Source organism: Streptomyces sp. NPDC050658 (assembly GCF_044457025.1).
In the GTDB taxonomy this organism is placed as follows: domain Bacteria; phylum Actinomycetota; class Actinomycetes; order Streptomycetales; family Streptomycetaceae; genus Streptomyces.
Window position 1 is genome coordinate 545,880 of sequence record NZ_JBITGM010000006.1, and the last position, 21,968, is coordinate 567,847.

A 21,968-nucleotide genomic window follows, 5' to 3' on the forward strand; every position below is an offset into this window, starting at 1 on the left:
GTCGCGCAGTTCCCCGCGCCCCTGACGGGGCGCTACCCGCAGCGCACATCGAGCCGCGAGGGGACGGGCGTCGGCCCCCACCCGCGGTCAGCGCGCATCGAGACGCGAGGGGACGTGTCGGTATGTCCGCACGGAGCACGGTACGAACATCTCCCGAGCCGAAGCAGGAGAAGAGTCAGCAGGAGATGGCGAGTACGGACATACCGACGCGGCCCCGCCCCCAACACGAACCGCACCGCACCGCACGACCACCGACCCACCCCCTAAACCCTCCGTACCCCCACCACCCCCGCCAAACTCCCCACCACCACACAGCCACCCAAGGCCACGCCCACCTCACCCCAAGGCACCACCACCCCCGCCGGTACCGACAGGAGCCCCAGCCCCGCAGCCAGGCCGCCCAGGTTGACGGCGGTGACAGCCGCGCCCAACACCGCCCCCAACCCCACCCCCACCAACGCCTCCCCGGCCACCACCAGCCGCACCTGGAAGCCCGTGGCCCCGGCCAGCCGTAGCGACCGCAGTTCCGGGCCCCGTACCGCCGTGGCCATCAGCAGCGTTCCCGCCAGCGAGACCGCCGTGTAGACGAGGGCGATGGCCAGCAGCATCAGGAGGCCCAGCCGGGTCTGCGGTTTCGTCGCGGGGTACGTGGCGGCGAGCCACTCCTCCGCCGACCGCACCCGGATGTCCGAGACATCGGAGCCCCCGAGCCCCCGCAGCCCCGCGGCGACGTCCCCCGCATCCGCCCCCTCCCGCAACCGCACATCAACCCGGTCCACCGCCGCCACCGCGTTCGCGGCCGTCACATACGCCCCGTTGCCCCCCGACCCCCGCGCAAGCACCGCCACGACCCGCAGCCGCGCCTCCCGCCCGTCCCCGAGCCAGACGTCGACCCAGTCGCCCACCTGCCGCCGCTCCCACTCCTCGTTGACGACGATCGACCGGTCGTCGAGATCGCGGACGTCCCCCGCCACCACCGGCAGCCGGGACACCGAGGCGAAGGCCGCCGGATCACGCACGGCCCGCGCCTCCGAGCGGACGAGCGCGGTGCCTTCCTCGCGTACGAACACAGCCGTGGCGGCAGAGGCGGCGGCGAAGGCCACCCCGTCCACCCCCGCGACGCGCCCCGCGATCTCACCCGCAGGGCCCAAGTCCCGCCCCGTGACGACCAGTTCGGCCCGCGTCTGCTCCCGGACCTCCGTAGCCCTCGCGGCACCCGCACTCTCCGCCGAGCCGAGCAGCGACCCCGCGAGCGCCACCGTGACCAGGACCGGCGCGGCGACGGCGGAGGTCCGGCGCACGGCGGCGGCGGAGTTCTCCCGGACGAGGAGTCCGACGGCGCCCGGCAGACGGACGGCGCGCAGGAGCGGACGTACGAGAAGAGGGGTGAGCGCGGCGCACGCGGTGATGAGGATCATCGGCTGAGTGGTGTACGTCTTGCGCTTCAGCAGCGCGGCCGGATCGGTCCACAGGGTCCACCCGAGCAGCCCGAGGCCACCGGCCAGCAGCGCACCGCCCGCGATCCGCCTGCTCCACGGCATCACCCCGCTGTCGACGCCCGCGTCCCGCAAGGCCTCGACGGGCCCGACGCGCCCCGCCCGCCGGGAGGCGGACCAGGCCCCGGCGAAGGCCACCGAAACCCCGACTCCGAAGGCGAGCGGATACGGCCAGACGGCACGGCCCACCCCGAACCACTCCGGGGCGATCCCCGCGTCCACCAGCGCCCGAGCCAGCAGGGGCGCGCCCCAGGCACCCAGCACACCCCCCGCTCCGGAGGCGACGACCCCCACCGCGAGCGCCTCGGCGAGCAGCGTCCTGCGGACCTGCCCGGGCGTCGCCCCCGCCATCCGCAGCAGCCCGAACTCCCGCCGCCGCAGGGCGACGACGAAGGCGAAGGTGGAGGCGGTGACGAAGACGGCGACGAACGCGGACACACCGCCCGCCGTCCCCAGGAAGGAATGCACGGCGACCAGCGCCTCCGCGTCCCGCGCCGGGCCCGGATCGGCGAGCCGCCGCTCGCCCCCGGTCAGCACACGGGCCCGATCGCCGACGAGATCACGTACGGCGGAAACGGGCGCATCGACACCCACGGCATCCGGACCAGGTCCGTCCACACCCACGGCGTTCCGCCCGCCGGTATCCACCCGCACAGGCCCGAGCCTCCCAAGCTCGCGCAGCAGTTCGATATCCACAGGGTGTGGATGAGCGAGCGGCTTCGACACGACATCGACGTCGGGTCCCCGCCGGACCGGCACGCTCAGCCGGTCCTGTCCCATCACGACGACGGGCGACCCCGCGAACCGCACGGGTTCACGCTCGGGGGCGTTCAGGCTGGCGGCGAGCCCGAGCCCCATCGCGGCGACGAGCGCGACTCCCAGGGTCACGGCGACGAAGGCCCCGAGCAGACTGCTCCACCGGGCCCGCAGAAGAGCGAGAGCCATCACCGCCGGATCACCCCCGCGGGCCGAAAGCTGTCCCTGCCCGCAGTCGGAGAGCCGTCCCTGCCCGCGGGCCGAAAGCTGTCCCTGCCCGCAGTCGGAGAGTCGTCCCTGCCTGCGGGCCGAAAGTCGTCCCTGCCCACCGTCAGAGAGCTGTCCCTGCCCGCAGTCGGAGAGCTGTCCCTGCCCGCAGTCGGAGAGCCGTCCCTGCCCGCGGGCCGAAAGCCGTCCCTGCCCGCAGTCGGAGAGCCGTCCCTGCCCGCGGGCCGAAAGCTGTCCCTGCCCACCGCCAGGGAGCTGTCCCTGCCCACAGTCAGAGAGCCGTCCCCGCCCGCAGTCGGAGAGCCGTCCCTGCCCGCGGGCCGAACGCTGTCCCTGCCCACAGTCAGGGAGCCGTCCCTGCCCACCGCCAGGGAGCTGTCCCCGCCCACAGTCAGAGAGCCGTCCCCGCCCGAGGGCCGAACGCCGACGCCTCCCGCGGCCTCAAGCCCCGCCATCCGCCGGGCGACCTCCCCGGCGTCCGGGCGGACCACCTCGTCCGCGACGCGTCCGTCGACGAGAAAGACCACGCGGTCGGCGGCAGCGGCGGCGACGGGATCATGGGTGACCATCACGACGGTCTGCCCGGCGCGATCGGTCAACTCCCGCAGCAGTCGCAGCACTTCACGACTGCTGCCCGTGTCGAGCGCCCCGGTCGGCTCGTCGCCGAACAGCACGGCGGGCCGTGTGACGAGCGCACGGGCGAGCGCGACCCGCTGCTGCTGGCCGCCGGACAGCTCGCCGGGCCGGTGCCGGGCGCGGTCGCCGAGCCCCACCCGTTCCAGCGCGTCGCGAATCTCCGTACGCGAGGGCCGGCGCCCGGCGAGTCGCAGGGGGAGGGCGACGTTCTGGGCGGCGGTGAGCGAGGGAAGCAGGTTGAAGGCCTGGAAGACGAACCCGATGCGGTCGCGCCGCAACAGGGTCAGCCGCCGCTCGCTCAGCCCGGTCAGCTCGACCCCGCCCACCTCGACCGACCCGGACGTCGGCCGGTCGAGCCCGGCGGCACACTGCAGCAGCGTCGACTTGCCGGACCCGGAGGGGCCCATGATCGCGGTGAAGGTGCCGGCCTCGAAGCGGAGGTCGACGCCGTCGAGCGCGGTCACGTCGCGGTAGCGCCGGCGGACCGCCGTGAGACGTACGGCAGTTGAAGTGGTCATGGCTCAAGCCAACCGTCCGGGGGCCGCCCCGGCACGACCACTGGGGGGCGTCCCGGGGGTAGGGCCAGCCATACCCTTGCCGTATGGATCAGGTGACCGAGGTGATCGACAAGGCGTTCGCGGCGGCGCTGTACGCGGACGGCGACGACGGCCTCGACACCGGCGCGTCACTCCTCGCGGCGGCGCCAGAGGCGGACGCGGAGCTGCGTCGCAGGGGCGAGGAGCTGCTGCGCGGGGCGTGGCAGCGGGGCTGGCAGCCGGCGGACGTGATGCGGATGGTCGGCAGGTCCGACGTACCACGGGCGGTGGCCGCGGAGCTGATCATCACGGAGGCCGTTCGGTACGGCGATGATCTGCCGCCCCGCTGGAGGGCGCAGCTGGAGGGACTCGACCCGCACGGCGAGCGCCCGCGCGCGGCCGACCGCTTCTCCCGTACGACGCAGACCCTCGCCCTCTACCGCCTCCTCCTGCGCCTCCCGTCGATCGAACCGGTGGGCCCGCCGCCGGGCACCCCCCTCCGCACACCCACGCCCCCCGGCCACGATGAGCCCCGCATGCTCACCCGCATCAGGGCCCTGCTGGCGAAGGCGGAGGGGACGGACTTCCCCGAAGAGGCGGAGGCGCTGACGGCCAAGGCGCAGGAGCTGATGGCCCGCCACACCATCGACGAGGCGCTGCTCGCGTCCCGTACGCACGCGAAGGACGTTCCCGCCGCGTGCCGGATCGGTGTGGACACGCCGTACGAGACGGCGAAGGCGATTCTCCTGGACGCGGTGGCCACGGCGAACCGTTGCCGCGCGGTGTGGAACGAGGCGTACGGCTTCTCCACGGTGGTCGGCTTCGAGCCGGACCTGGAGGTGGTCGAACTCCTCCACACGTCGCTCCTGGTCCAGGGGACGGCGGCGATGGCGAGGGCGGAGGCGGGCCAGCGGGCGGGGGGCCGCAAGCGCACGAAGACGTTCCGGCAGTCGTTCCTGATGGCGTACGCGAACCGTCTCGGCGCTCGGCTGGCCGCGACCGCGGAGCATGTCACCGACGAGGCGCCGGAGCCGGAGCTGCTTCCGGTCCTGGCGGCCCGCGACGTGGCCGTCACGGCGACGGCCGAGCGGATGTTCCCGGCAACGACGACGACACGCGTCCGGGGCGCGACGGACCTGGCGGGCTGGACGGACGGCACGGCGGCGGCGGACGAGGCGAACCTCTCCTAGCAGCTTTGCCCCCACCCCGACTGAATCGCTGCCCGGCATGAGAGCTGTGCCCACCCTTCCCCAAGCTCTCGGCTTCGTTCGAGCAGGGGAGACCCACTAGCCCTGCGGAACGCCTGCCCACAGCAGGGACGGGACGCTTGCAGGAGATGGCGAGTACGGACATACCGGCGCGGCCCGCCCCAGAGACGAACCGCATCGCACGACCACCACCCCCAGGCCGAACAAGCACCGCAACCCATCCCATATCCCCCGTATCATCACAGAGTGACCTGGTTCCGAGCGCTGAAGGAGACCTCTCGCTCGGGGCTCAGCGTCGAGCGGAAGCGGCTCGAACCGCTCATCGCCATCCGTGGCGCCGCAGGCCTCGCCATCATCATCGGGGTCAGCCTCACCCTCTTCGGCCCGGCAGTCGCCGCCAGCTCCGCCTTCGGGGCCTTTCAGGCGGCCATCGCCACGTTCCAGCGCAGCTGGCGCCCCCGCCCGGAACTCGCCCTCGCCTCCGGCACCAGCCTCGCCGTCTCCACGTTCCTCGGCTACCTCACCGGCTCCCACACCCTCCTCTTCCTCGCCCTGCTCTGCTTCTGGACCCTGCTCTCGGGCCTCAGCTGGGCGGCGGGCCCCACCATCGGCATCATCGCCTCGTCGAACGTCGCGATCATGCTCGTGACGGTCACGCTCCCCACCTCGCTGCCCGCCGCCGCGGGCCACGCGGCGATGATGGTGGTGGGCGGCGCGGTCCAGGCCGCGCTGGTCGTCCTGTTCCCGGTACGCAGATGGGGCGCCCAGCGGGACGCCCTCGCCGACGCCCTCGCGGCCGAGGCCGACTACGCCCGCCGCCTGCGCCAGGACCCGCTGGCCGACTTCGACCCGGAGCCCCTGATGGCGGCCCGCGCCGCGGCGACCATCACCCCGCGCCAGGCCCGCACCCGCCCCGCCGAACTGCACGGCGCCCGGGGCATCGCGGAACGCATCCGCCCGGTGCTCGCCTCGCTGGCCGACCCGGCCGTCGGCGTACCGGAAGAGGGCCCCGAACGGGACAGGGTCCGCGAGATCCTCGCGGCGGCGGGCTCGATCCTGGACGCCGCCGCACGGGCCATCCGGCACGGCGAACCGGTCCGGATGCCGCCCGCGGCCCTGTCCACCCTCAAGACCCCGGACACCGGAGCGATCCTCACGGGTCCGGCCTACCGGGCGGCGAAACGCCTGGCGGACCTGCTGAGCGACGTACTGGAAACGGCGGGAAAACCCCCGGACAGAGCCGAACCCCCAGCAGGCTCGGCACAAGCCGAAGGTCCCGCACCCGCAGCAGGTCCCACCCCCACCCCCACCGCAACCCCCCTCCTGCGCCCCACCCTCCCTGCCCTCGTCCCCGCGGCCCTCCGCGCCATGCGGAGCGAACTGCGCCACGAATCCCCCGTCGCCCGCCACGCGATCCGCGTCACCACTGTCGCCGCGGCCGGCTATCTCCTCGGCACCTGGCTCCCCTTCGGGCACGGCTACTGGGCCCCCATGGCCTCTGTGATGGTGATGCGGCCGGACTTCTCACAGACGTACTCGCGCGCGGTGGCCCGCTTCGGCGGCACGCTCATCGGCGTCGCCCTCGCCACGGGCCTGGTCCAGCTCGCGGACCCCGGCACCGGACTCTCCGCGACGCTCGCCGTCCTCTGCGCCGGGATGATGTACCTGCTGATGCGCACGGGCCAGGTCGCCGCCCAGGCCTGCATCGCCGCGTACGTGGTGTTCCTGCTCGGCATGGGCGGCGAGCAGTGGACGCAGACGGTGCCGGAACGCGTCGTCCTGACCCTCCTCGGCGGCGCCCTCGCGATGATCGCGTACGCCGTCTACCCGGCCTGGGAGACGCCACGGCTGCGCACCCGCCTCGCCGACTGGCTGACCGCGGACGGCCGTTACGCCGCCGCGGTGGTCGGCCACTACGCCGACCCGGCGGGCAAGGCCTGCCCCGACGTCCGCGAGGCGCTGCTCGCCGCAAGGGACGCCCGCATCGCCTGGCAGGAGGCCACGGCACGGGCCGAGAACGAGCCGGTACGCCACCGGGGCCTGTCCCGCGCCGCGGCGGCCGACGCCGAGGACGCCCTCGCCCAACTCGGCCGCGTGGCCATGCTGATGGAGGCCCATCTGCCCGAACGCGGCGCGACGCCGGTCCCGGCGGCCGCCCGGCTGGCAGAGGCGCTGCGCAAGTCGACGGAGGCGGGCGCCAAGGCGGTGCGCGAACGCCGCGTGCCGAAGTGGGAGGCGGTCAGCACCGCGCTCGCCGAGTGGGACGGCGAAGGCGTACCCGACCGGGTGGTGCGCAAGGGCGCGGGCCTGCTCCTCACGGCCCTGGAGGAACTCTCCGACGCGGTCGACACGAGCCCGCCGCCGATGCTGGTGGACGGCACGGAAACAAAGAGCGGGCACCCGGAAACGAAGAGCGGGCACACAGAGACCAAGAGCGGGCACCCGGAATCCGACACCCGGCACCCGGAAACCAACAGCCGGTACCCGGAATCCGACACCCGGCACCCGGAAACCAACAGCCGGCACCCGGAAACCAACAGCCGGCACCCGGAAACCAACAGCCGGTACCCGGAAACCAACAGCGGGCGGCAGGACCCGGAAGATCCCGCCGCCCGCTGACGGCCGTACGAAGCGAAGAAGCCTCAGGACTTCGGCAGGCCCGCCGTAGGCAAGCCATCGGGCAGCTTCCCGCCCTCGGTCTTGGTGAACTCGTCCTTGCCCGAGCCCGTCCAGGACACCGTCATCGACGAGTCGTTCACCGAATCGACCGTGCCGGACGTGCGCCCGGAGTCGCCCTTGACGCACTTGAGCTCGATGGCCGACTCGCTCGCGGTGCCGCTGCACAGCACGTCCTCGCCGAGCAGCGTCGCCTTCTTCTCGGCGATCACCAGCGCGAGCGGGCTGCCGTCGGCGGTGGTGACCCAACTGCCCTCGATGCTGCCGTCCTTCGCGCCCGTGTCGCCGGAGCCCTCCTCCGGCGTCTCGGCCCCGCCGGACCCCTCGGCCCCCGAAGAGGACCCCGCGGACCCCTTGCCCTTGCTCCCGCCGTCGTCGCCGTCACTGCTGCAACCGGTCAGGACGAGAGCGGCGACAAGACCGGCCGCCGCGGCACCGATACGTACGTTCCGGACGTGCGTGCGCACTGATTCCCCCTAGCTACGTCGATGGATCGCGCGCCAAGCTACCAGGACGACTTGCGCACTCCGGGGAGGAATCCGGCGTGCGCTTGATCACGCAACTTCACCCTGGAGAGCCCGAACTTCCGCACGTATCCGCGCGGTCGCCCGTCGACACCGTCCCGATTGCGTACCCGCGTCGCACTCGCGTCCCGCGGCTGACGTGCCAACTCGGCCTGGGCGGCGCGCCGTTCGGCATCACCGGTGCCGGGCCGCCGGACGATCTCCTTGAGTTCGGCGCGCCGCGCGGCGTACCGGGCGACGGTCTCGCGCCGCTTCTCGTTCTTCGCGATCTTGCTCTTCTTCGCCATCAGACCCTCACCCCGCGGGCACGGATCCGGGCGACGGCGGCCTCGACGCCGATGGCGTCGACGGTCTTGATGCCCTTGGCGCTGAGCCGGAGCCGGACGTACCGGCCCTCGCTCGGCAGCCAGTAGCGCTTGCTCTGGACGTTCACGTCGAACCGGCGCGACGTGCGCCGGTGCGAATGGGAGATCTGGTTGCCGAAGCCGGGCTTCGCGCCGGTCAGCTGGCAGTGGGCGGACATGGTGACGCACCTCTCGGTCGCGGGGAAGGGGTTCCCCTGGAGAACCGTTTTGAAAACGGGATTCATTTTCATACACTAGCGGCATGGCTCGCAACGAACTCCGCCCCGTCATCAAGCTCCGGTCCACGGCCGGCACCGGGTACACGTACGTGACCCGGAAGAACCGCCGGAACGACCCCGACCGCATGACCCTGCGCAAGTACGACCCCGTCGTCGGGCGCCACGTCGACTTCCGAGAGGAGCGCTGACATGCGCAAGGACATCCACCCGCCGTACGGCCCGGTCGTCTTCCGCGACAAGTCCGCCGGCTTCGCCTTCCTGACCCGGTCCACCGCGACCAGCGAGAAGACGGTCGAGTGGGAGGACGGGCGTACGTACCCCGTCGTCGACGTCGAGGTCTCCTCCGCGAGCCACCCCTTCTACACGGGCACGGCCAAGGTCCTGGACACCGCGGGCCGCGTGGAACGCTTCGAGCGCAGGTACGGCGCCCGATGAGCCCCACCGGCAACGGGTTGGACGTCGCGATCGTCGGCGGCCTGCACGCCGACGCCCGCAGACAGGCCGTCGAGCGGCTCCTCGCCACCGTTCCGGGCAGCGTGGCGCTCCACCACGACCTGGCGACGGCGGTGCACGGCACGGTCGTCCGTACCGTGCGCGACGCCACCGGAGTGCTCTCCACCGGCGAGGCGCCGCTGGTCAACGACTGCGCGTGCTGCGCCCTGCGCGAGGACCTGGTGCCCGAGCTGGAACGGCTCGCGGACTCGGGCCTCACGCGGCTCGCGGTCGTCGAGCTGTGGGACTCCGTTGAGCCCAAGGCGATGGCCGAGGTGATCGCGGCGCACGGCGGCGACGGCAGGCTGCGGCTCAGCGGCGTGATCACCGCCGTGGACCCTGCGCTGCTCCTTTCCTGCCTCGGCAACGGCGACGACCTCATGGAGGCCGGACTCGCCGCGGCCACATCGGACCAGCGGACCGTCGCCGACACCTGGGCCCGCCAGCTCGAGTACGCGCCCGTGCTCGCCCTCGCCGACTCCCCGGAGGCCGACGACGAGGACCGCGCGCTGCTCGCGCAGCTCCACCCGACCGCCCGTCAGGTCCCGATCGGCGGTCATGGGGACCTGGCGGGTGCCGCGCTGGCCGGCTTCGACGTCGAGGCCGCCGCCGCGGCGCAGCATCCGTCCTGCGCGCTGCTGCCGACCGACGCCGACGAGGCCGGGGTCGCGACGCTCGTATGGCACCGGGACCGGCCCTTCCACCCGGAGCGGCTCTACCAGGCCCTGGAGGACCTGACCTGCGCGGCGGCGCGCAGCCGCGGCCGGTTCTGGCTGGCCGACCACCCGGACACGCTGCTCGGCTGGGACGCGGCCGGCGGTGCGCTGTGCGTGGAGAGCGCGGGGCCGTGGCTGGCCTCGCTGCCGGACGCGGCGTGGGAGATGGTGCCGCCGGTGCGGCGGGCCGCCGCCGCGCTCGACTGGCATCCGGAGCACGGCGACTGCTGCCAGCACCTGGTCTTCACCTCGCCCGGCCTCGACCGCGACGGTCTCGAACAGGTCCTGGAGTCCTGCCTGTTGACCGACGAGGAGTACGCCGCCGGGCGCGAGGCCTGGAAACACCTGCCGCCCGCCTTCGACACCCTCCTGGAGGTCTGACCCATGTCCCCTCGTAAGCCCCTGCGCGTGCAGAAGCCGAAGCCCAACCCGCTGGACCAGGCCGGGATCACGTACATCGACTACAAGGACACGGAGCTGCTGCGCAAGTTCATCTCGGACCGGGGCAAGATCCGCTCCCGTCGGGTGACGCGGGTCTCCGCCCAGCAGCAGCGGCAGCTCGCCCGCGCGGTCAAGAACGCCCGGGAGATGGCCCTTCTGCCGTACGGCACCACCCGCTGAACGCACCACGGAGCCACGTCGTCCGCAGGACGTTCCCCGCGCACTTCGCGGGGAACGTCCTGCTTCACTTTCTGGACGGTGGAACACGAACGGCGCCGCGTGCGTCTCTTCTTAGTACACACGGAGTACATCGAGTGCCTGACGGCGTCCGCATGTGATGCGGGAGCCTGGGCAGGTGCTGACAGAGCTGTAACCAAGGGAACACCCCGCGTGCACGTGCATCTGCCCATGCATCGGCATGTGAACACAGCTATGATCCGGGACAGTTGACCACTGCATCTAGAGCCACATCAGGCACTGCACCACCGGGGAGCGACCTGTGCACCACGTGTTTAACGGCATGGCGGCCACGGAGCTCCACGGAGTGGTCTGGCAGAAGAGCAGGCACAGCAACTCGCAGGGATCCTGTGTGGAGTTCGCGAAACTGCCCGGCGGAGACGTCGCCGTACGCAACTCGCGCTTCCCCGACGGCCCGGCGCTCGTATACACACGGGCGGAGATCGAGGCGATGCTGCTCGGCATGAAGGACGGGGAGTTCGACCACCTGATAGGCGGTTAGCCCCGGGCCGGTGAAGGGTGACGGCGCCGAGCGCCCGGTGCCGCGCCGTACGCGGACCGGGCGGTGCCCTACGCCAGGTGGAGCGGTGCTCTACGCCAGGTGGAGCGGTGCCCTACGCCAGGTGGAACAGTGCCCAGACGACCTTGCCGCGCAGCGTGCCGGCCAGCGGGTGCCAGCCCCAGCTGTCGCTGAAGGAGTCCACCAGGAACAGGCCGCGGCCCGACTCGGCGGAGAAGTCGTCGTCCGTCTCCCGGGCCACCGGGCTGTCGTCACTGGGGTCGCGCACGGCGCACACCAGTCTGCTGGTCCAGCGCATCAAGTGCAGCCGTACCGGCGGGTTCTGGTCGCGCGGAGTGTCGGACGGCAGCGCGTGTCTGAGGGCGTTGGTGACCAGCTCGGAGACGACGAGGGCGATGTCGTCGAATCGTTCTTCCAGTTCCCACTGGCTCAGCGTCTTGCGCGTGAACTGCCGTGCGCTGCCCACCGCTTCATAGCGGGCGGGCAGGGAGCAGGAGGCCGCGCCGGAGACCGCGGAGGGGTCGAGTGGGGGAAGCCCCTGCCGTAACGGCTCGAGCATGGTCGATCCATTCGTCCCCATGCGAGGCACTCCCCGGTTTCGCGGTACATAGCGATGGAGCGGTGGTGCGATGGTGCGGTCGGCACTGCGGGAGCCATACCGCAAAGGAGCGGTACAGCCCGGTACGACGGTGGTACAGAGGTGGCGCGCGGACCATGGTTCCGAATGCGTACAGCAGATGCAAGGGCAGATGCACGTGCACGCGCCGGACTTGGTCGCTCCCGTGCCGCTTCTTGCCCATTTCTTCCTACGACTTCTTGTGGAGGACTTCCGAAGGCTTTCCGTTTCTGTAACCGAACGAGTACGGCCTGAAGCGTTTAATGGCAGACTGCTGGCTTCCAAGTGATGGGGAGGATTGAGCGAAGTGACCGCAGGGGAGTCGAGCGGGTCGGTCGTACGGCGCATGCTCCTTGGCTCGCAACTCAGGCGCCTCAGGGAATCGCGCGGCATCACCCGTGAAGCGGCCGGCTACTCGATCCGCGCTTCCGAATCGAAGATCAGCCGCATGGAGTTGGGACGGGTGAGCTTCAAGTCCAGGGACGTCGAGGATCTGCTGACGCTGTACGGCGTCACCGAGGAGACGGAGCGTGTCGCCCTCCTCTCCCTCGCCAAGGAGGCCAACCTCGCGGGCTGGTGGCACAGTTACTCGGATGTCCTGCCCGGCTGGTTCCAGACCTATGTGGGCCTCGAGGGCGCCGCTTCGCTCATCCGCGTCTATGAAGTCCAGTTCGTCAACGGCCTGTTGCAGACCGAGGCGTACGCCCACGCGGTCGTCGCACGCGGCATGAAGGGCGCGAGCAGCGCCGAGATCGACCGCCGCGTCGCGCTGCGCCTGGAGCGCCAGAAGCTGCTGGTCTCCGAGCGCGCGCCCCGCTTCCACTGCGTACTCGACGAGTCCGCGCTGCGACGGCCCTACGGGGACCGGGAAGTGATGCGGGGTCAGATCCAGCATCTGATCGACATCTCGGAGCGGCCGAATGTCACCCTTCAGGTGATGCCGTTCAGCTTCGGTGGGCACTCGGGCGAGAGCGGAGCGTTCACCATGCTGCGCTTCCCGGAGTCGGACCTCTCGGACGTGGTGTACGTCGAGCAGCTGACGGGAGCGCTGTACCTCGACAAGGCCGAGGAAGTGGCCCAGTACGAACGGGTCGTGGGCCAGTTGCAGGGCGACAGCCCGAATCCGGCCGATAGCCGCGATCTTCTACGCGGTCTGCTCCAACTGACCTGAAACGTCAGTACGATGACGTGAATTCAGATGTCGGATGTCTGCACCGTCTGCGGCAAGGGGTCTCATGTCCTTCTTCACTGACCTGGCTCACCAGTACATCGACGGTGAGTGGAAGGCCGGATCCGGCTCCTGGGACATCATCGACTTCAATCCGTACGACGGCGAGAAGCTGGCGTCCATCACCGTGGCCACGGCCGACGAGGTGGACCAGGCCTACCGCGCGGCCGAGCGCGCCCAGAAGGAGTGGGGGGCGACCAACCCCTACACGCGGCGTGCTGTCTTCGAACGTGCCCTGCGCATAGTCGAGGACCGCGAGGACGAGATATCCGAGGCGATCATCGCCGAACTGGGCGGCACGCGCCTCAAGGCCGCCTTCGAGATCCACCTCACCAAGGAATTCCTGCGCGAGGCCGTGCACTTCGCGCTGCTGCCCGAGGGCCGCATCCTGCCCTCGCCCGGCGACGGCAAGGAGAACCGCCTCTACCGCGAGCCGGTGGGCGTGGTCGGCGTCATCAGCCCCTTCAACTTCCCGCTGTTCCTCTCCGTCAAGACGGTCGCCCCGGCGCTCGCCCTCGGCAACGCGGTGGTGCTCAAGCCGCACCAGGACGCCCCGGTGATCGGCGGCACGCTGCTCGCGAAGATCTTCGAGGAGGCGGGGCTCCCGGCCGGCCTGCTCAACGTCGTCGTCACCGACATAGCCGAGATCGGCGACGCGCTGCTCGAGCACCCGGTGCCGAGCGTCATCTCCTTCACCGGATCGGACCGCGTGGGCCGCCATGTGGCCACGGTCTGCGCCGCCAACTTCAAGCGCTCGGTCCTGGAGCTGGGCGGGAACAGCGCCCTTGTCGTCCTGGACGACGCGGACATCGACTACGCCGTGGACGCCGCGGTGTTCAGCCGGTTCGTGCACCAGGGGCAGGTCTGCATGGCCGCCAACCGCGTGCTCGTGGACCGTTCCGTGCAGGCGGAGTTCACGGAGAAGTTCGTCGCGAAGGTCGAGTCCCTGACCGTCGGCGACCCGGCGGACCCGGCCACCCACATCGGCCCGCTGATCAACTCCTCGCAGGCGGACGCCGTGACGAAGACCGTCGAGCAGACGGTCGCCGCGGGCGCGAAGGCCCTGCTCCACGGCCGCACCGAGGGCAACCTCGTGTACCCCACCGTCCTGACGGACCTGCCGGACGACTCCCCGGTCAGGCACCAGGAGATCTTCGGCCCGGTGGCCCTCCTGGTGCCCTTCGACGGCGAGGAAGACGCCCTGCGCATCGCCAACGACACCCCCTACGGACTCAGCGGCGCCGTTCACACGGGGAACGTGGAGCGCGGCGTGCGGTTCGCGCGGCGGGTGAACAGCGGCATGTTCCACGTGAACGACGGCACCGTGCACGACGAGCCGATCGTGCCCTTCGGCGGCGAGAAGAGCTCGGGTGTGGGCCGGCTGAACGGCGAGTCCACGGTGGAGGCCTTCACGTCCCAGAAGTGGATCTCGGTCCAGCACGGCAGGTCGCGCTTCCCGTTCTGAGTACGTCGTTTCCGAGTACGTCGTTTCCGAGTACGTCGTGCACACCCGGACCCTTGCGGACAGAACCTGACCGCAAGGGTCCGTAGCGTCTGTGGTGTCGGAAAGCCCGGCAGACGGCACAGACGCATCGAGAGGCGGACCCCATGGTCACCCACGTCAACGCAGAGGCCCCCGGCGACGAGCGCGGCGCGCTGCTCGCCTTCCTGGACGCCGAGCGCGGCGGCATCCGGCGGGCCCTGATCGGCCTGAGCGAGGAGCAGGCGGCCACGAAGCCGAGCGCCAGCGAACTCTCCCTCTCCGGGCTGCTCAAGCACGTCGCGGAGGTCGAGGAGGGCTGGATCGCGCGGGCCCGCGGCGTCGCCCCGGCGATCGAGCGGAACGAGGCGAACTGGGACGAGTGCTTCCGCCTGGTCGAGGGTGAGACGGTCGATTCGGTGCTCGCGTACTGGCGCCAAGTGGCCGACCGCACGGAGGAGTTCATCCGCGCGCTGCCCACCCTCGACGAGACCTTCGCCCTCCCGGACCAGCCGTGGTTCCCGAAGGAGGACGTGTCGATGCGCTGGGTGCTGCTCCGCCTGATCACCGAGATGTCCCGCCACTCGGGCCACGCGGACATCATCCGCGAGTCCCTGGACGGCAAGACGGCCTTCGAGCTGGTGGCGCAGGAGCGGGGCGAGAGCTGGGGCTAGCCCTCCTCGTCGACGGACGCGGCCAACTCGGCCCGCAGGGCGCGCAGTTCCGCCAGCTGCTCGGGGGTCGGGGTTCCGTCGGCCGCGAGCGCGTGGTCGATGACGCGGATAGCGGCTGCGGGGTCCTCCTTGGAGTGACCGAGGAGGGTGGCCTGGTGCAGGGCGCGGGCGTAGCGCTCCTTGGGGACCGGCGCGTGCTCGAAGGAGTCGGCGATGCGCTGCCCGACGCGGACGCAGTTGCCCGCGGGGTCGGTCATCAGGAACTGCCGTACTCCGTAGCTCATGTCCTTCACGGGCCCGATCCGCGGCAGCCCGCGGGTCGGAATCCGCCCGAGACTCTCCTTGAGCCCGGCGCGGAAGGCGTCGTGGAGGGTGTCGACGCGGTCGGTCAGGACGTAGCAGGTGCTGTACGACGCCTTCGGGTCGTACCCCTTCAGCTGGAAGAACTGCAGCTCCATGTCGCCGCGCCGGACCACGCCGTACGGATTGGGCGCCTTCTGGCGGAAGGTGACCTCGAAACCGATGGCCTCGTAGAAGCCGAGCGTCTCGTCGAGCTGATGACAGGGGAGTAAGGGGATCATTGTCTCGGCCATACCGCTAGCCTAATCAAAGTTGATTAGAAAGAGGTGGCTCATGTCGGCGATCCGGCTCCTCGTCCTCGGCGCCGTCCGTCAGCACGGGCGGGCCCACGGCTATCAGGTGCGCAACGACCTGGAGTACTGGGGCGCCCACGAGTGGTCCAACGCCAAGCCCGGGTCGATCTACCACGCGCTGAAGCAGATGGCCAAGCAGGGCATGCTGCACGCGCACGAGATCGCGCCGTCGACGGTGGGCGGGCCGCCGCGCACGGAGTACGAGATCACGGAGCGCGGCACGGAGGAGTTCTTCGCGCTGCTGCGCAACGCCCTCACCTCGTACGACCAGCGGCCCGACATCCTCTCGGCGGGCCTCGGCTTCATGGTGGACCTGCCGCGCGCCGAGGCCGTGGAGCTGCTCAAGGACCGGGTGCGCTCCATCGAGGCGTGGCGCAGGTCGGTCACGGAGTACTACACGCCCGAGGAGGGCCCGGAGCAGCTCGGGCACATCGGCGAGATCATGAACCTCTGGGTGCACACGGCCGACGGCGGCGCGGAGTGGGCCCGCGGCCTGATCGAGCGGATCGAGGGCGGCGCGTACACGTTCGCCGGGGAGGGCGAGCCGTTCGTCGGGGTGCTCCGCGAGGGCGAGGAGAACCCGTACGCGACCGGCGAGCGGCACGCGGAGGACGAGTACTAGGGCTCACCCCTGTCATGCGCCAGGGCTCACCCCTGTCATGCGCCAGGGCTCACCCCTGTCATGACTAATCAAGTTTGACGAATCCCAAATCCGGGAGTACCTTCCTTCGCGTTGAGCTCGTAGTCAAGTTTGACTACGAGGCTACGCATGGGGACCGAGCTCGGAGGGAGACGGATGACGGACGCGATCGTCGTCGAGGGAGCACGGAAGCGGTACGGGGAGAAGCGCGCCCTGGACGGCCTGGACCTGACCGTGGGGCGCGGCACGGTGCACGGAGTGCTCGGCCCGAACGGCGCGGGCAAGACCACCGCGGTGCGGGTGCTCGCCACGCTGCTGCGGGCGGACGAGGGCCGGGTGGAGGTCGCCGGGTACGACGTACGGCGCCGGCCCGACGAGGTGCGCCGGCGCATCGGACTGCTCGGGCAGCACGCCGCCCTCGACGAGGAGCTGAGCGGGCGGCAGAACCTGGAGATGTTCGGGCGGCTCTACCACCTGGGCGCCCGGTACGCGGGCACGCGGGCCGATGAACTCCTGGCCCGCTTCGGCCTCGCCGACACGGGCCGCAAGGCGGTCAAGCAGTACAGCGGCGGCATGCGGCGCCGCCTGGACCTCGCCGCCTCGCTCATCACGGAGCCGGAGGTGCTCTTCCTGGACGAGCCGACCACGGGGCTCGACCCGCGCGGCCGCACGGAGGTGTGGGAGGCGGTCCGCTCGCTGGTCGACGGCGGCACGACGGTGCTGCTCACCACCCAGTACCTCGAAGAGGCCGACCAGCTCGCCGACCGCATCTCGGTGGTGGACCGCGGCCGCGTCATCGCGGACGGCACGGCCGACGACCTGAAGTCGAAGATCGGCGGCGACCGGATCGACGTGGTGGTGCACGACGCGGCCCAACTGGAGCCCGTGGCAAGGCTGCTGCCGGGCGAGGCCACCCTCGACCCCGACCGACGCCTGGCCAGCGCACCGGTCGCGGACCGGATGGAGGCGCTCACCGGGGTCGTCCAGGCGCTGCGGGCGGCCGGCATCGAGGCCGAGGACATCGCGGTGCGGCGGCCGACGCTGGACGAGGTCTTCCTGCGCCTGACGGGACGCACGGAGACGGAAGAGGCCGGGACGACGGAACGTACGAAGGAGGCCGTGTGAGTACGACGGTGACGAGCGGCGGGCCGGCGGTGCGCCGCAGCCCGGTCGGCTGGGCCGCGGCCGACTCCTGGACCATGACCCGGCGCGAACTCGCCCACTGGGCGAGGCAACCGGTGCAGGTCCTCGTCGGTCTGGTCTTCCCCGTGATGCTGCTGCTGATGTTCAACTACCTGATCGGCGGCGGCAAGGGCATCGAGGGCGACTACGCCGAGTTCCTCGTGCCCGGCATGTTCGCGCTGACCATGGCCTTCGGCCTGGACGCCACGATGGTCGCGGTCACCCAGGACCTCAACAAGGGCGTGGTCGACCGCTTCCGGTCCATGCCGATGACCAACGGGGCGGTCCTGGTGGGCCGTTCGGTCGCCGACATGCTCCAGTCGTTCGCCTCGCTCATCGTCATGATCGGCGTCGGCCTCGCGATCGGCTGGCGCTGGCACGGCTCCTTCGCGGCGGCGCTCGGCGCGGTGGGGCTGCTGCTCCTGCTGCGGTTCGCGATGCTGTGGATCGGCATCCACCTGGCGATGGTCGCGGGCAAGCCGGAGCTGGTGACGGCCGTGCAGATCCTGGTCTGGCCGGTCGGCTTCCTCTCCAACGCCTTCACGGTCCCGCAGAACATGCCGGGCTGGCTGGGCGCGGCGGTCGAGTGGAACCCGATGTCGGCGACGGCCACGGCCGTGCGCGATCTGTTCGGCAACGACCCCGGAGTGGTGGGGACGTCCTGGGCCGCGGAACACGCGGGGCTGATGGCCGTGGTGTGGCCGGTGGTGCTCGTGGGGATCTTCCTGCCGCTCGCGGTACGCAGGTTCGGGGCGCTCAGCAAGTAGGTGGTGCCCTGGGGAGGCCCTGATGTCCGGGAGCCCCCTAGTGGTGGAACCCCGTGGCTGCGTCCCGGTCGCGGGTCAACGGGTGCGGCTGGTTGCGGAGTTCGGGCACCAGGCTGCCCAGATCCGCGAGGAACAGCTCCGCGAGGTCGGCCGAGAAGCCGTTGCGGCAGACCACGCGGAGCACCGCCAGGTCCTCGCGGTGCGCCGGGAAGGTGTACGCGGGCACCAGCCAGCCGCGCTCGCGCAGCCGCCGGGACACGTCGAAGACGTCGTACGCCTTCACGTCCTCCAGCGTCGTGAAGGCGAACACCGGCAGCTGATCGCCCCGCGTGATCAGCCGGAAGTCGCCCAGCGCCTCGACGCGTTCCGCGAGGCCGCGGGCGACGTTCCGGCTCGCCTGCTGCACCGCCCGGTATCCCTCACGGCCGAGCCGCAGGAACGTGTAGTACTGCGCGACGACCTGCGCTCCGGGCCGGGAGAAGTTCAGCGCGAAGGTCGGCATGTCGCCGCCGAGGTAGTTCACCCGGAACACCAGCTCCTCCGGGAGCGCGTCCGCGTTCCGCCACAGCGCCCAGCCGACGCCCGGATAGACCAGTCCGTACTTGTGGCCCGAGGTGTTGATCGACGCGACCCTCGGCAGCCGGAAGTCCCACTCCAGGTCCTCGTCCAGGAAGGGCGCCACCATCCCGCCGGACGCCCCGTCCACATGCACGGGGATGTCGAGGCCGGTGCGCTCCTGGAGGGCGTCCAGGGCCGCACAGAGGCCCGCCACGGGCTCGTACGACCCGTCGAAGGTGGAGCCGAGGACCGCCACGACGCCGATGGTGTTCTCGTCGCAGAGCTCGGCGGCGGCATCGGGGTCGAGATGGAACCGGTCGCCCTCCATCGGGACCTGGCGCGCCTCGACCTCCCAGAAGTTGCAGAACTTCTCCCAGCAGACCTGGACGTTGATGCCCATCACGAGGTTCGGGCGGGCGGCGGGGGACGGATAACGATCACTGTTCTTCTTGGCCCAGCGGCGCTTGAGCGCCATCCCCGCGAGCATGCATGCCTCGCTCGACCCGGTCGTCGAGCAGCCGACGGCGGCCGTCGGGTCCGGCGCGTGCCACAGGTCGGCGAGCATCGCCACACAGCGCCGCTCCAGCTCGGCGGTGTGCGGGTACTCGTCCTTGTCGATCATGTTCTTGTCCCGGCACTCCGCCATCAGGACGCCGGCCTGCGGCTCCATCCAGGTGGTGACGAAGGTGGCGAGGTTAAGCCGCGAGTTCCCGTCCAGCATCAGCTCGTCGTGCACCAGCTGGTACGCCGTCGTGGGCGGCAGCGGGCTCTCGGGGAGGCGGTGCTTGGGCGGCGCCTCCGTCATGCCGCTCGCCGGATTGGCCTCTCCGTAGAAGGGGTTCACCGCGAGCGGGCGCTCGTCGTGCTTCCGGGGGTGGGGGCCGGGATGGCGGCGCGGCATGGGCGGTCTCCTCTGGTGAGGCGTTCCCTTTGGGCGATGCGTTCCCCTCTGGCGAGGATAGGGCGGGGTCCGGGGGCACGCACTTCACCCGGAGCCCCGTCGCGGGGCCCGCGGCGGTGAATCGGACTTGCACCTCACGTGACGTGAGGACTCAGGCTGAGGTGCGTACCGAGAGAGAGGGCGGAAGCCATGAGCTACTCCGTGGGACGGGTCGCCGGTTTCGCCGGGGTGACGGTGCGCACGCTGCACCACTACGACGAGATCGGCCTGCTCGTGCCCGGCGAGCGCAGCCACGCGGGCCACCGGCGCTACAGCGACGACGACCTGGACCGGCTGCAGCAGATCCTGTTCTACAGGGAGCTCGGCTTCCCCCTCGACGAGGTGGCGGCCCTCCTGGACGACCCGGAGACGGACCCGCGCGAGCATCTGCGCCGCCAGCACGAGCTGCTGACCGCCCGGATCACCAGGCTCCAGGAGATGGCCGCCGCCGTCGAGACCGCCATGGAGGCGAAGACGATGGGAATCAACCTCACGCCCGAGGAGAAGTTCGAGGTCTTCGGGGACCACGACCCCGACCAGTACGCGGAGGAGGCCGAGCGGCGCTGGGGCGACACCGACGCCTACAAGGAGTCACAGCGCAAGGCCGCCTCCTACACGAAGGAGGACTACAAGCGGATCTACGACGGGTTCAACGACCTGCACGCCCGCATGGGGGAACTGCTCGCCCAGGGGCTGCCCGCGGACTCGGTGGAGGCGATGGATGTCGCGGAGGAGCACCGGCAGTTCATCACGCGCTTCCACTACGGCTGCTCGCACGAGTTCCACGCCTGCCTTGGTGAGATGTACGTGGCGGACGAGCGGTTCTCGGCGATGTACGAGGCCATCCGGCCGGGGCTCGCGGTGTTCATGCGGGACGCGATCCTGGCGAACGGGGTGCGGCACAGCTGATGCGTAAGGGGCGCCCGCAAGGGCGGGCGCTCCTTACGGCTGCTGCTCCTTACGACTACTGCTCCTGCGTGATCACGACCGCCGTCCCGTACGCGCACACCTCCGTGCCCACGTCCGCCGCCTCCGTGACGTCGAACCGCATCATCAGGACCGCGTTGGCCCCCCGCGCGCGTGCCTGCTCGACGAGCCGCTCCATGGCCTGGTTCCGGGTCTCCACCAGCGTCTTCGTGAGGCCCTTCAGTTCCCCGCCGATCATGGACTTGAGGCCGGCGCCGATCTGGCTGCCCAGGTGCCGGGAGCGGACGGTGAGGCCGAAGACCTCACCGATAACCTGGTCGACGCGGTACCCAGGTACGTCGTTCGTCGTGACCACCAGTACGTCGGACTGCGGGCTGACGCCGCCGCCGAAATCTTCGATACCCATGGCACACAGCTTTGACCCGGATCACGCACAGTGCACCCTGGGGAGAACAGTGGAACCTGGGCACGTCACCTCGCGTTGATAGCTTTGTGCGGTCATCCCCGCCGCATCGCCCCCTCACCCACAGGAGCCCGGAACCGTGACGACGCTTGCGCTCGGACCAAGCTGGCTGGATCCGGATTACCTTCTGAACACGTTCGGGGTCTGGGGCCTGCTGGCGATCGTCTTCGCCGAGTCCGGCCTGCTCATCGGCTTCTTCCTGCCGGGTGACTCGCTGCTGTTCACGACGGGTCTGCTGATCACGACGAAGCAGCTCGACTTTCCGCTCTGGCTCTGCATCGTCCTGATCTGCATCGCCGCGATCCTCGGCGACCAGGCGGGCTACCTCTTCGGCAAGAAGGTCGGCCCGGCGCTCTTCAACCGCCCGGACTCCAAGCTGTTCAAGCAGGAGAACGTGGTCAAGGCCCACGAGTTCTTCGAGAAGTACGGCCCGAAGTCCCTGGTCCTGGCCCGCTTCGTGCCGATCGTGCGGACGTTCACGCCGATCATCGCCGGCGTCAGCGGCATGCGGTACCGCTCGTTCATCACGTTCAACATCATCGGCGGCATCCTCTGGGGTGCCGGTGTCACGATGCTCGGCGCCTGGCTCGGCAAGATCGACTTCGTGCACAAGAACATCGAGGCGATCCTCATCCTGATCGTCCTGATCTCGGTGGTGCCGATCGTGGTCGAGTTCCTGCGGGCGCGCAGCAAGGCCAAGAAGGCGGGCCCGGCCGACGGCCAGGCCCCCGGAGCCGCTCCCCAGGCCCCGCAGGCCTCGCGCGGCCGGCACGCCAAGCGGTAGTTCCCCG

23 protein-coding genes and 1 pseudogene are annotated in these 21,968 nt (G+C 70.8%); 15 read left to right on the plus strand and 9 right to left on the minus strand.

Annotated features, from left to right (window positions below):
- Positions 1-263 precede the first annotated feature (263 nt).
- Positions 264-2,441, minus strand: coding sequence for an ABC transporter permease (locus tag ACIBKX_RS23770; RefSeq protein WP_363273725.1), 2,178 nt, complete (start codon positions 2,439-2,441; stop codon positions 264-266).
- A gap of 473 nt (positions 2,442-2,914) precedes the next feature.
- Positions 2,915-3,634, minus strand: a pseudogene (locus tag ACIBKX_RS23775) (ABC transporter ATP-binding protein); the annotation flags it as partial.
- A gap of 83 nt (positions 3,635-3,717) precedes the next feature.
- Between ACIBKX_RS23775 and ACIBKX_RS23780 the strand changes: the two are divergent.
- Complete coding sequence (locus ACIBKX_RS23780; protein ID WP_363273724.1) at positions 3,718-4,842, plus strand: DUF2786 domain-containing protein; 1,125 nt, start codon at positions 3,718-3,720, stop codon at positions 4,840-4,842.
- Positions 4,843-5,106: 264 nt separating this feature from the next.
- On the plus strand, positions 5,107-7,479 hold the full coding sequence (locus tag ACIBKX_RS23785) for an FUSC family protein (protein WP_363273723.1): 2,373 nt from the start codon (positions 5,107-5,109) through the stop codon (positions 7,477-7,479).
- Positions 7,480-7,502: 23 nt separating this feature from the next.
- Here the strand turns inward: ACIBKX_RS23785 and ACIBKX_RS23790 are convergent, their stop codons facing one another.
- From ACIBKX_RS23790 to rpmB, 3 genes are read right to left on the minus strand one after another with little or no spacing between them, the layout of a single operon-like run.
- The gene (locus ACIBKX_RS23790; protein ID WP_363273722.1) at positions 7,503-8,003 is read right to left on the minus strand and encodes a hypothetical protein; all 501 of its coding nucleotides are present in this window, start codon (positions 8,001-8,003) and stop codon (positions 7,503-7,505) included.
- 38 nt (positions 8,004-8,041) lie between these two features.
- Positions 8,042-8,347, minus strand: coding sequence for a 30S ribosomal protein S14 (gene rpsN, locus ACIBKX_RS23795; RefSeq protein ID WP_363273721.1), 306 nt, complete (start codon positions 8,345-8,347; stop codon positions 8,042-8,044).
- Positions 8,347-8,583 (minus strand): 50S ribosomal protein L28, encoded by a 237-nt coding sequence (gene rpmB, locus ACIBKX_RS23800; RefSeq protein ID WP_363273720.1) that lies wholly within the window; start codon positions 8,581-8,583, stop codon positions 8,347-8,349. Before rpmB ends, rpsN begins: the two co-directional genes overlap by 1 nt.
- 83 nt (positions 8,584-8,666) lie before the next feature.
- On the opposite strand from rpmB, the gene rpmG reads away from it, so the two are divergent.
- From rpmG to ACIBKX_RS23825, 5 genes are all read left to right on the plus strand, one after another.
- Positions 8,667-8,831, plus strand: a complete 165-nt coding sequence (gene rpmG, locus ACIBKX_RS23805; protein ID WP_003999141.1) for a 50S ribosomal protein L33 — start codon at positions 8,667-8,669, stop codon at positions 8,829-8,831.
- A 1-nt stretch (position 8,832) separates the two neighbouring features.
- Positions 8,833-9,078 (plus strand): type B 50S ribosomal protein L31, encoded by a 246-nt coding sequence (locus tag ACIBKX_RS23810; protein ID WP_363273719.1) that lies wholly within the window; start codon positions 8,833-8,835, stop codon positions 9,076-9,078.
- Positions 9,075-10,232 carry a GTP-binding protein gene (locus ACIBKX_RS23815; RefSeq protein ID WP_363273718.1) on the plus strand — a complete coding sequence of 386 codons (1,158 nt, stop codon included), beginning with the start codon at positions 9,075-9,077 and terminating at the stop codon, positions 10,230-10,232. Before ACIBKX_RS23810 ends, ACIBKX_RS23815 begins: the two co-directional genes overlap by 4 nt.
- A 3-nt stretch (positions 10,233-10,235) precedes the next feature.
- Positions 10,236-10,472 carry a 30S ribosomal protein S18 gene (gene rpsR / locus ACIBKX_RS23820; protein WP_363273717.1) on the plus strand — a complete coding sequence of 79 codons (237 nt, stop codon included), beginning with the start codon at positions 10,236-10,238 and terminating at the stop codon, positions 10,470-10,472.
- Between the two features lie 319 nt (positions 10,473-10,791).
- Positions 10,792-11,031, plus strand: coding sequence for a DUF397 domain-containing protein (locus ACIBKX_RS23825; RefSeq protein ID WP_360774291.1), 240 nt, complete (start codon positions 10,792-10,794; stop codon positions 11,029-11,031).
- Between the two features lie 112 nt (positions 11,032-11,143).
- On the opposite strand, the gene ACIBKX_RS23830 is transcribed toward ACIBKX_RS23825, so the two are convergent.
- Entirely contained in the window at positions 11,144-11,629 is a 486-nt protein-coding gene (locus tag ACIBKX_RS23830; RefSeq protein WP_363273716.1) for an ATP-binding protein, read from the minus strand.
- 343 nt (positions 11,630-11,972) lie between these two features.
- On the opposite strand from ACIBKX_RS23830, the gene ACIBKX_RS23835 reads away from it, so the two are divergent.
- The 3 genes from ACIBKX_RS23835 to ACIBKX_RS23845 all read left to right on the plus strand — a co-directional run bounded on the left by ACIBKX_RS23835 (position 11,973) and on the right by ACIBKX_RS23845 (position 15,047).
- A complete protein-coding gene (locus tag ACIBKX_RS23835) occupies positions 11,973-12,836 on the plus strand; it encodes a helix-turn-helix transcriptional regulator (protein ID WP_363273715.1) in 864 nt (287 codons plus the stop codon).
- Positions 12,837-12,900: 64 nt separating this feature from the next.
- On the plus strand, positions 12,901-14,358 hold the full coding sequence (locus ACIBKX_RS23840; RefSeq protein ID WP_363273714.1) for an aldehyde dehydrogenase family protein: 1,458 nt from the start codon (positions 12,901-12,903) through the stop codon (positions 14,356-14,358).
- Between the two features lie 143 nt (positions 14,359-14,501).
- The gene (locus ACIBKX_RS23845; RefSeq protein WP_363273713.1) at positions 14,502-15,047 is read left to right on the plus strand and encodes a DinB family protein; all 546 of its coding nucleotides are present in this window, start codon (positions 14,502-14,504) and stop codon (positions 15,045-15,047) included.
- On the opposite strand, the gene ACIBKX_RS23850 is transcribed toward ACIBKX_RS23845, so the two are convergent.
- On the minus strand, positions 15,044-15,640 hold the full coding sequence (locus ACIBKX_RS23850) for a VOC family protein (RefSeq protein WP_363273711.1): 597 nt from the start codon (positions 15,638-15,640) through the stop codon (positions 15,044-15,046). The genes ACIBKX_RS23845 and ACIBKX_RS23850 overlap by 4 nt on opposite strands.
- A gap of 40 nt (positions 15,641-15,680) precedes the next feature.
- Between ACIBKX_RS23850 and ACIBKX_RS23855 the strand changes: the two genes are divergently transcribed.
- From ACIBKX_RS23855 to ACIBKX_RS23865, 3 genes are all read left to right on the plus strand, one after another.
- Positions 15,681-16,322 carry a PadR family transcriptional regulator gene (locus ACIBKX_RS23855; protein ID WP_363273710.1) on the plus strand — a complete coding sequence of 214 codons (642 nt, stop codon included), beginning with the start codon at positions 15,681-15,683 and terminating at the stop codon, positions 16,320-16,322.
- Between the two features lie 174 nt (positions 16,323-16,496).
- Complete coding sequence (locus ACIBKX_RS23860; RefSeq protein ID WP_363273709.1) at positions 16,497-17,465, plus strand: ATP-binding cassette domain-containing protein; 969 nt, start codon at positions 16,497-16,499, stop codon at positions 17,463-17,465.
- 74 nt (positions 17,466-17,539) lie between these two features.
- Positions 17,540-18,289 carry an ABC transporter permease gene (locus ACIBKX_RS23865; protein WP_363273846.1) on the plus strand — a complete coding sequence of 250 codons (750 nt, stop codon included), beginning with the start codon at positions 17,540-17,542 and terminating at the stop codon, positions 18,287-18,289.
- Between the two features lie 37 nt (positions 18,290-18,326).
- Here ACIBKX_RS23865 and ACIBKX_RS23870 read toward each other — a convergent pair whose 3' ends face one another.
- Positions 18,327-19,748 (minus strand): glutamate decarboxylase, encoded by a 1,422-nt coding sequence (locus tag ACIBKX_RS23870; RefSeq protein WP_363273707.1) that lies wholly within the window; start codon positions 19,746-19,748, stop codon positions 18,327-18,329.
- Between the two features lie 189 nt (positions 19,749-19,937).
- Here ACIBKX_RS23870 and ACIBKX_RS23875 point away from each other — a divergent pair, with 189 nt between their 5' ends.
- A complete protein-coding gene (locus tag ACIBKX_RS23875) occupies positions 19,938-20,696 on the plus strand; it encodes a MerR family transcriptional regulator (protein ID WP_363273706.1) in 759 nt (252 codons plus the stop codon).
- A gap of 55 nt (positions 20,697-20,751) precedes the next feature.
- On the opposite strand, the gene ACIBKX_RS23880 is transcribed toward ACIBKX_RS23875, so the two are convergent.
- Positions 20,752-21,120, minus strand: a complete 369-nt coding sequence (locus ACIBKX_RS23880) for a YbjQ family protein (protein WP_363273705.1) — start codon at positions 21,118-21,120, stop codon at positions 20,752-20,754.
- A gap of 136 nt (positions 21,121-21,256) precedes the next feature.
- Here ACIBKX_RS23880 and ACIBKX_RS23885 point away from each other — a divergent pair, with 136 nt between their 5' ends.
- Entirely contained in the window at positions 21,257-21,961 is a 705-nt protein-coding gene (locus ACIBKX_RS23885; protein WP_363273703.1) for a VTT domain-containing protein, read from the plus strand.
- Positions 21,962-21,968: the final 7 nt, after the last annotated feature.

What these genes read in the sequence shown, in the direction of transcription:
- ACIBKX_RS23830 (WP_363273716.1), bottom strand. Translation starts at nt 11,629, where the DNA reads ATGGGGACGAATGGATCGACCATGCTCGAGCCGTTACGGCAGGGGCTT.
- ACIBKX_RS23770 (WP_363273725.1), bottom strand. Translation starts at nt 2,441, where the DNA reads ATGGCTCTCGCTCTTCTGCGGGCCCGGTGGAGCAGTCTGCTCGGGGCC.
- rpsR (WP_363273717.1), top strand. Translation starts at nt 10,236, where the DNA reads ATGTCCCCTCGTAAGCCCCTGCGCGTGCAGAAGCCGAAGCCCAACCCG.
- ACIBKX_RS23815 (WP_363273718.1), top strand. Translation starts at nt 9,075, where the DNA reads ATGAGCCCCACCGGCAACGGGTTGGACGTCGCGATCGTCGGCGGCCTG.
- ACIBKX_RS23840 (WP_363273714.1), top strand. Translation starts at nt 12,901, where the DNA reads ATGTCCTTCTTCACTGACCTGGCTCACCAGTACATCGACGGTGAGTGG.
- ACIBKX_RS23880 (WP_363273705.1), bottom strand. Translation starts at nt 21,120, where the DNA reads ATGGGTATCGAAGATTTCGGCGGCGGCGTCAGCCCGCAGTCCGACGTA.
- rpmB (WP_363273720.1), bottom strand. Translation starts at nt 8,583, where the DNA reads ATGTCCGCCCACTGCCAGCTGACCGGCGCGAAGCCCGGCTTCGGCAAC.
- ACIBKX_RS23875 (WP_363273706.1), top strand. Translation starts at nt 19,938, where the DNA reads ATGAGCTACTCCGTGGGACGGGTCGCCGGTTTCGCCGGGGTGACGGTG.
- rpsN (WP_363273721.1), bottom strand. Translation starts at nt 8,347, where the DNA reads ATGGCGAAGAAGAGCAAGATCGCGAAGAACGAGAAGCGGCGCGAGACC.
- ACIBKX_RS23865 (WP_363273846.1), top strand. Translation starts at nt 17,540, where the DNA reads ATGACCCGGCGCGAACTCGCCCACTGGGCGAGGCAACCGGTGCAGGTC.
- rpmG (WP_003999141.1), top strand. Translation starts at nt 8,667, where the DNA reads ATGGCTCGCAACGAACTCCGCCCCGTCATCAAGCTCCGGTCCACGGCC.
- ACIBKX_RS23855 (WP_363273710.1), top strand. Translation starts at nt 15,681, where the DNA reads ATGTCGGCGATCCGGCTCCTCGTCCTCGGCGCCGTCCGTCAGCACGGG.
- ACIBKX_RS23810 (WP_363273719.1), top strand. Translation starts at nt 8,833, where the DNA reads ATGCGCAAGGACATCCACCCGCCGTACGGCCCGGTCGTCTTCCGCGAC.
- ACIBKX_RS23780 (WP_363273724.1), top strand. Translation starts at nt 3,718, where the DNA reads ATGGATCAGGTGACCGAGGTGATCGACAAGGCGTTCGCGGCGGCGCTG.
- ACIBKX_RS23860 (WP_363273709.1), top strand. Translation starts at nt 16,497, where the DNA reads ATGACGGACGCGATCGTCGTCGAGGGAGCACGGAAGCGGTACGGGGAG.
- ACIBKX_RS23850 (WP_363273711.1), bottom strand. Translation starts at nt 15,640, where the DNA reads ATGGCCGAGACAATGATCCCCTTACTCCCCTGTCATCAGCTCGACGAG.
- ACIBKX_RS23870 (WP_363273707.1), bottom strand. Translation starts at nt 19,748, where the DNA reads ATGCCGCGCCGCCATCCCGGCCCCCACCCCCGGAAGCACGACGAGCGC.
- ACIBKX_RS23845 (WP_363273713.1), top strand. Translation starts at nt 14,502, where the DNA reads ATGGTCACCCACGTCAACGCAGAGGCCCCCGGCGACGAGCGCGGCGCG.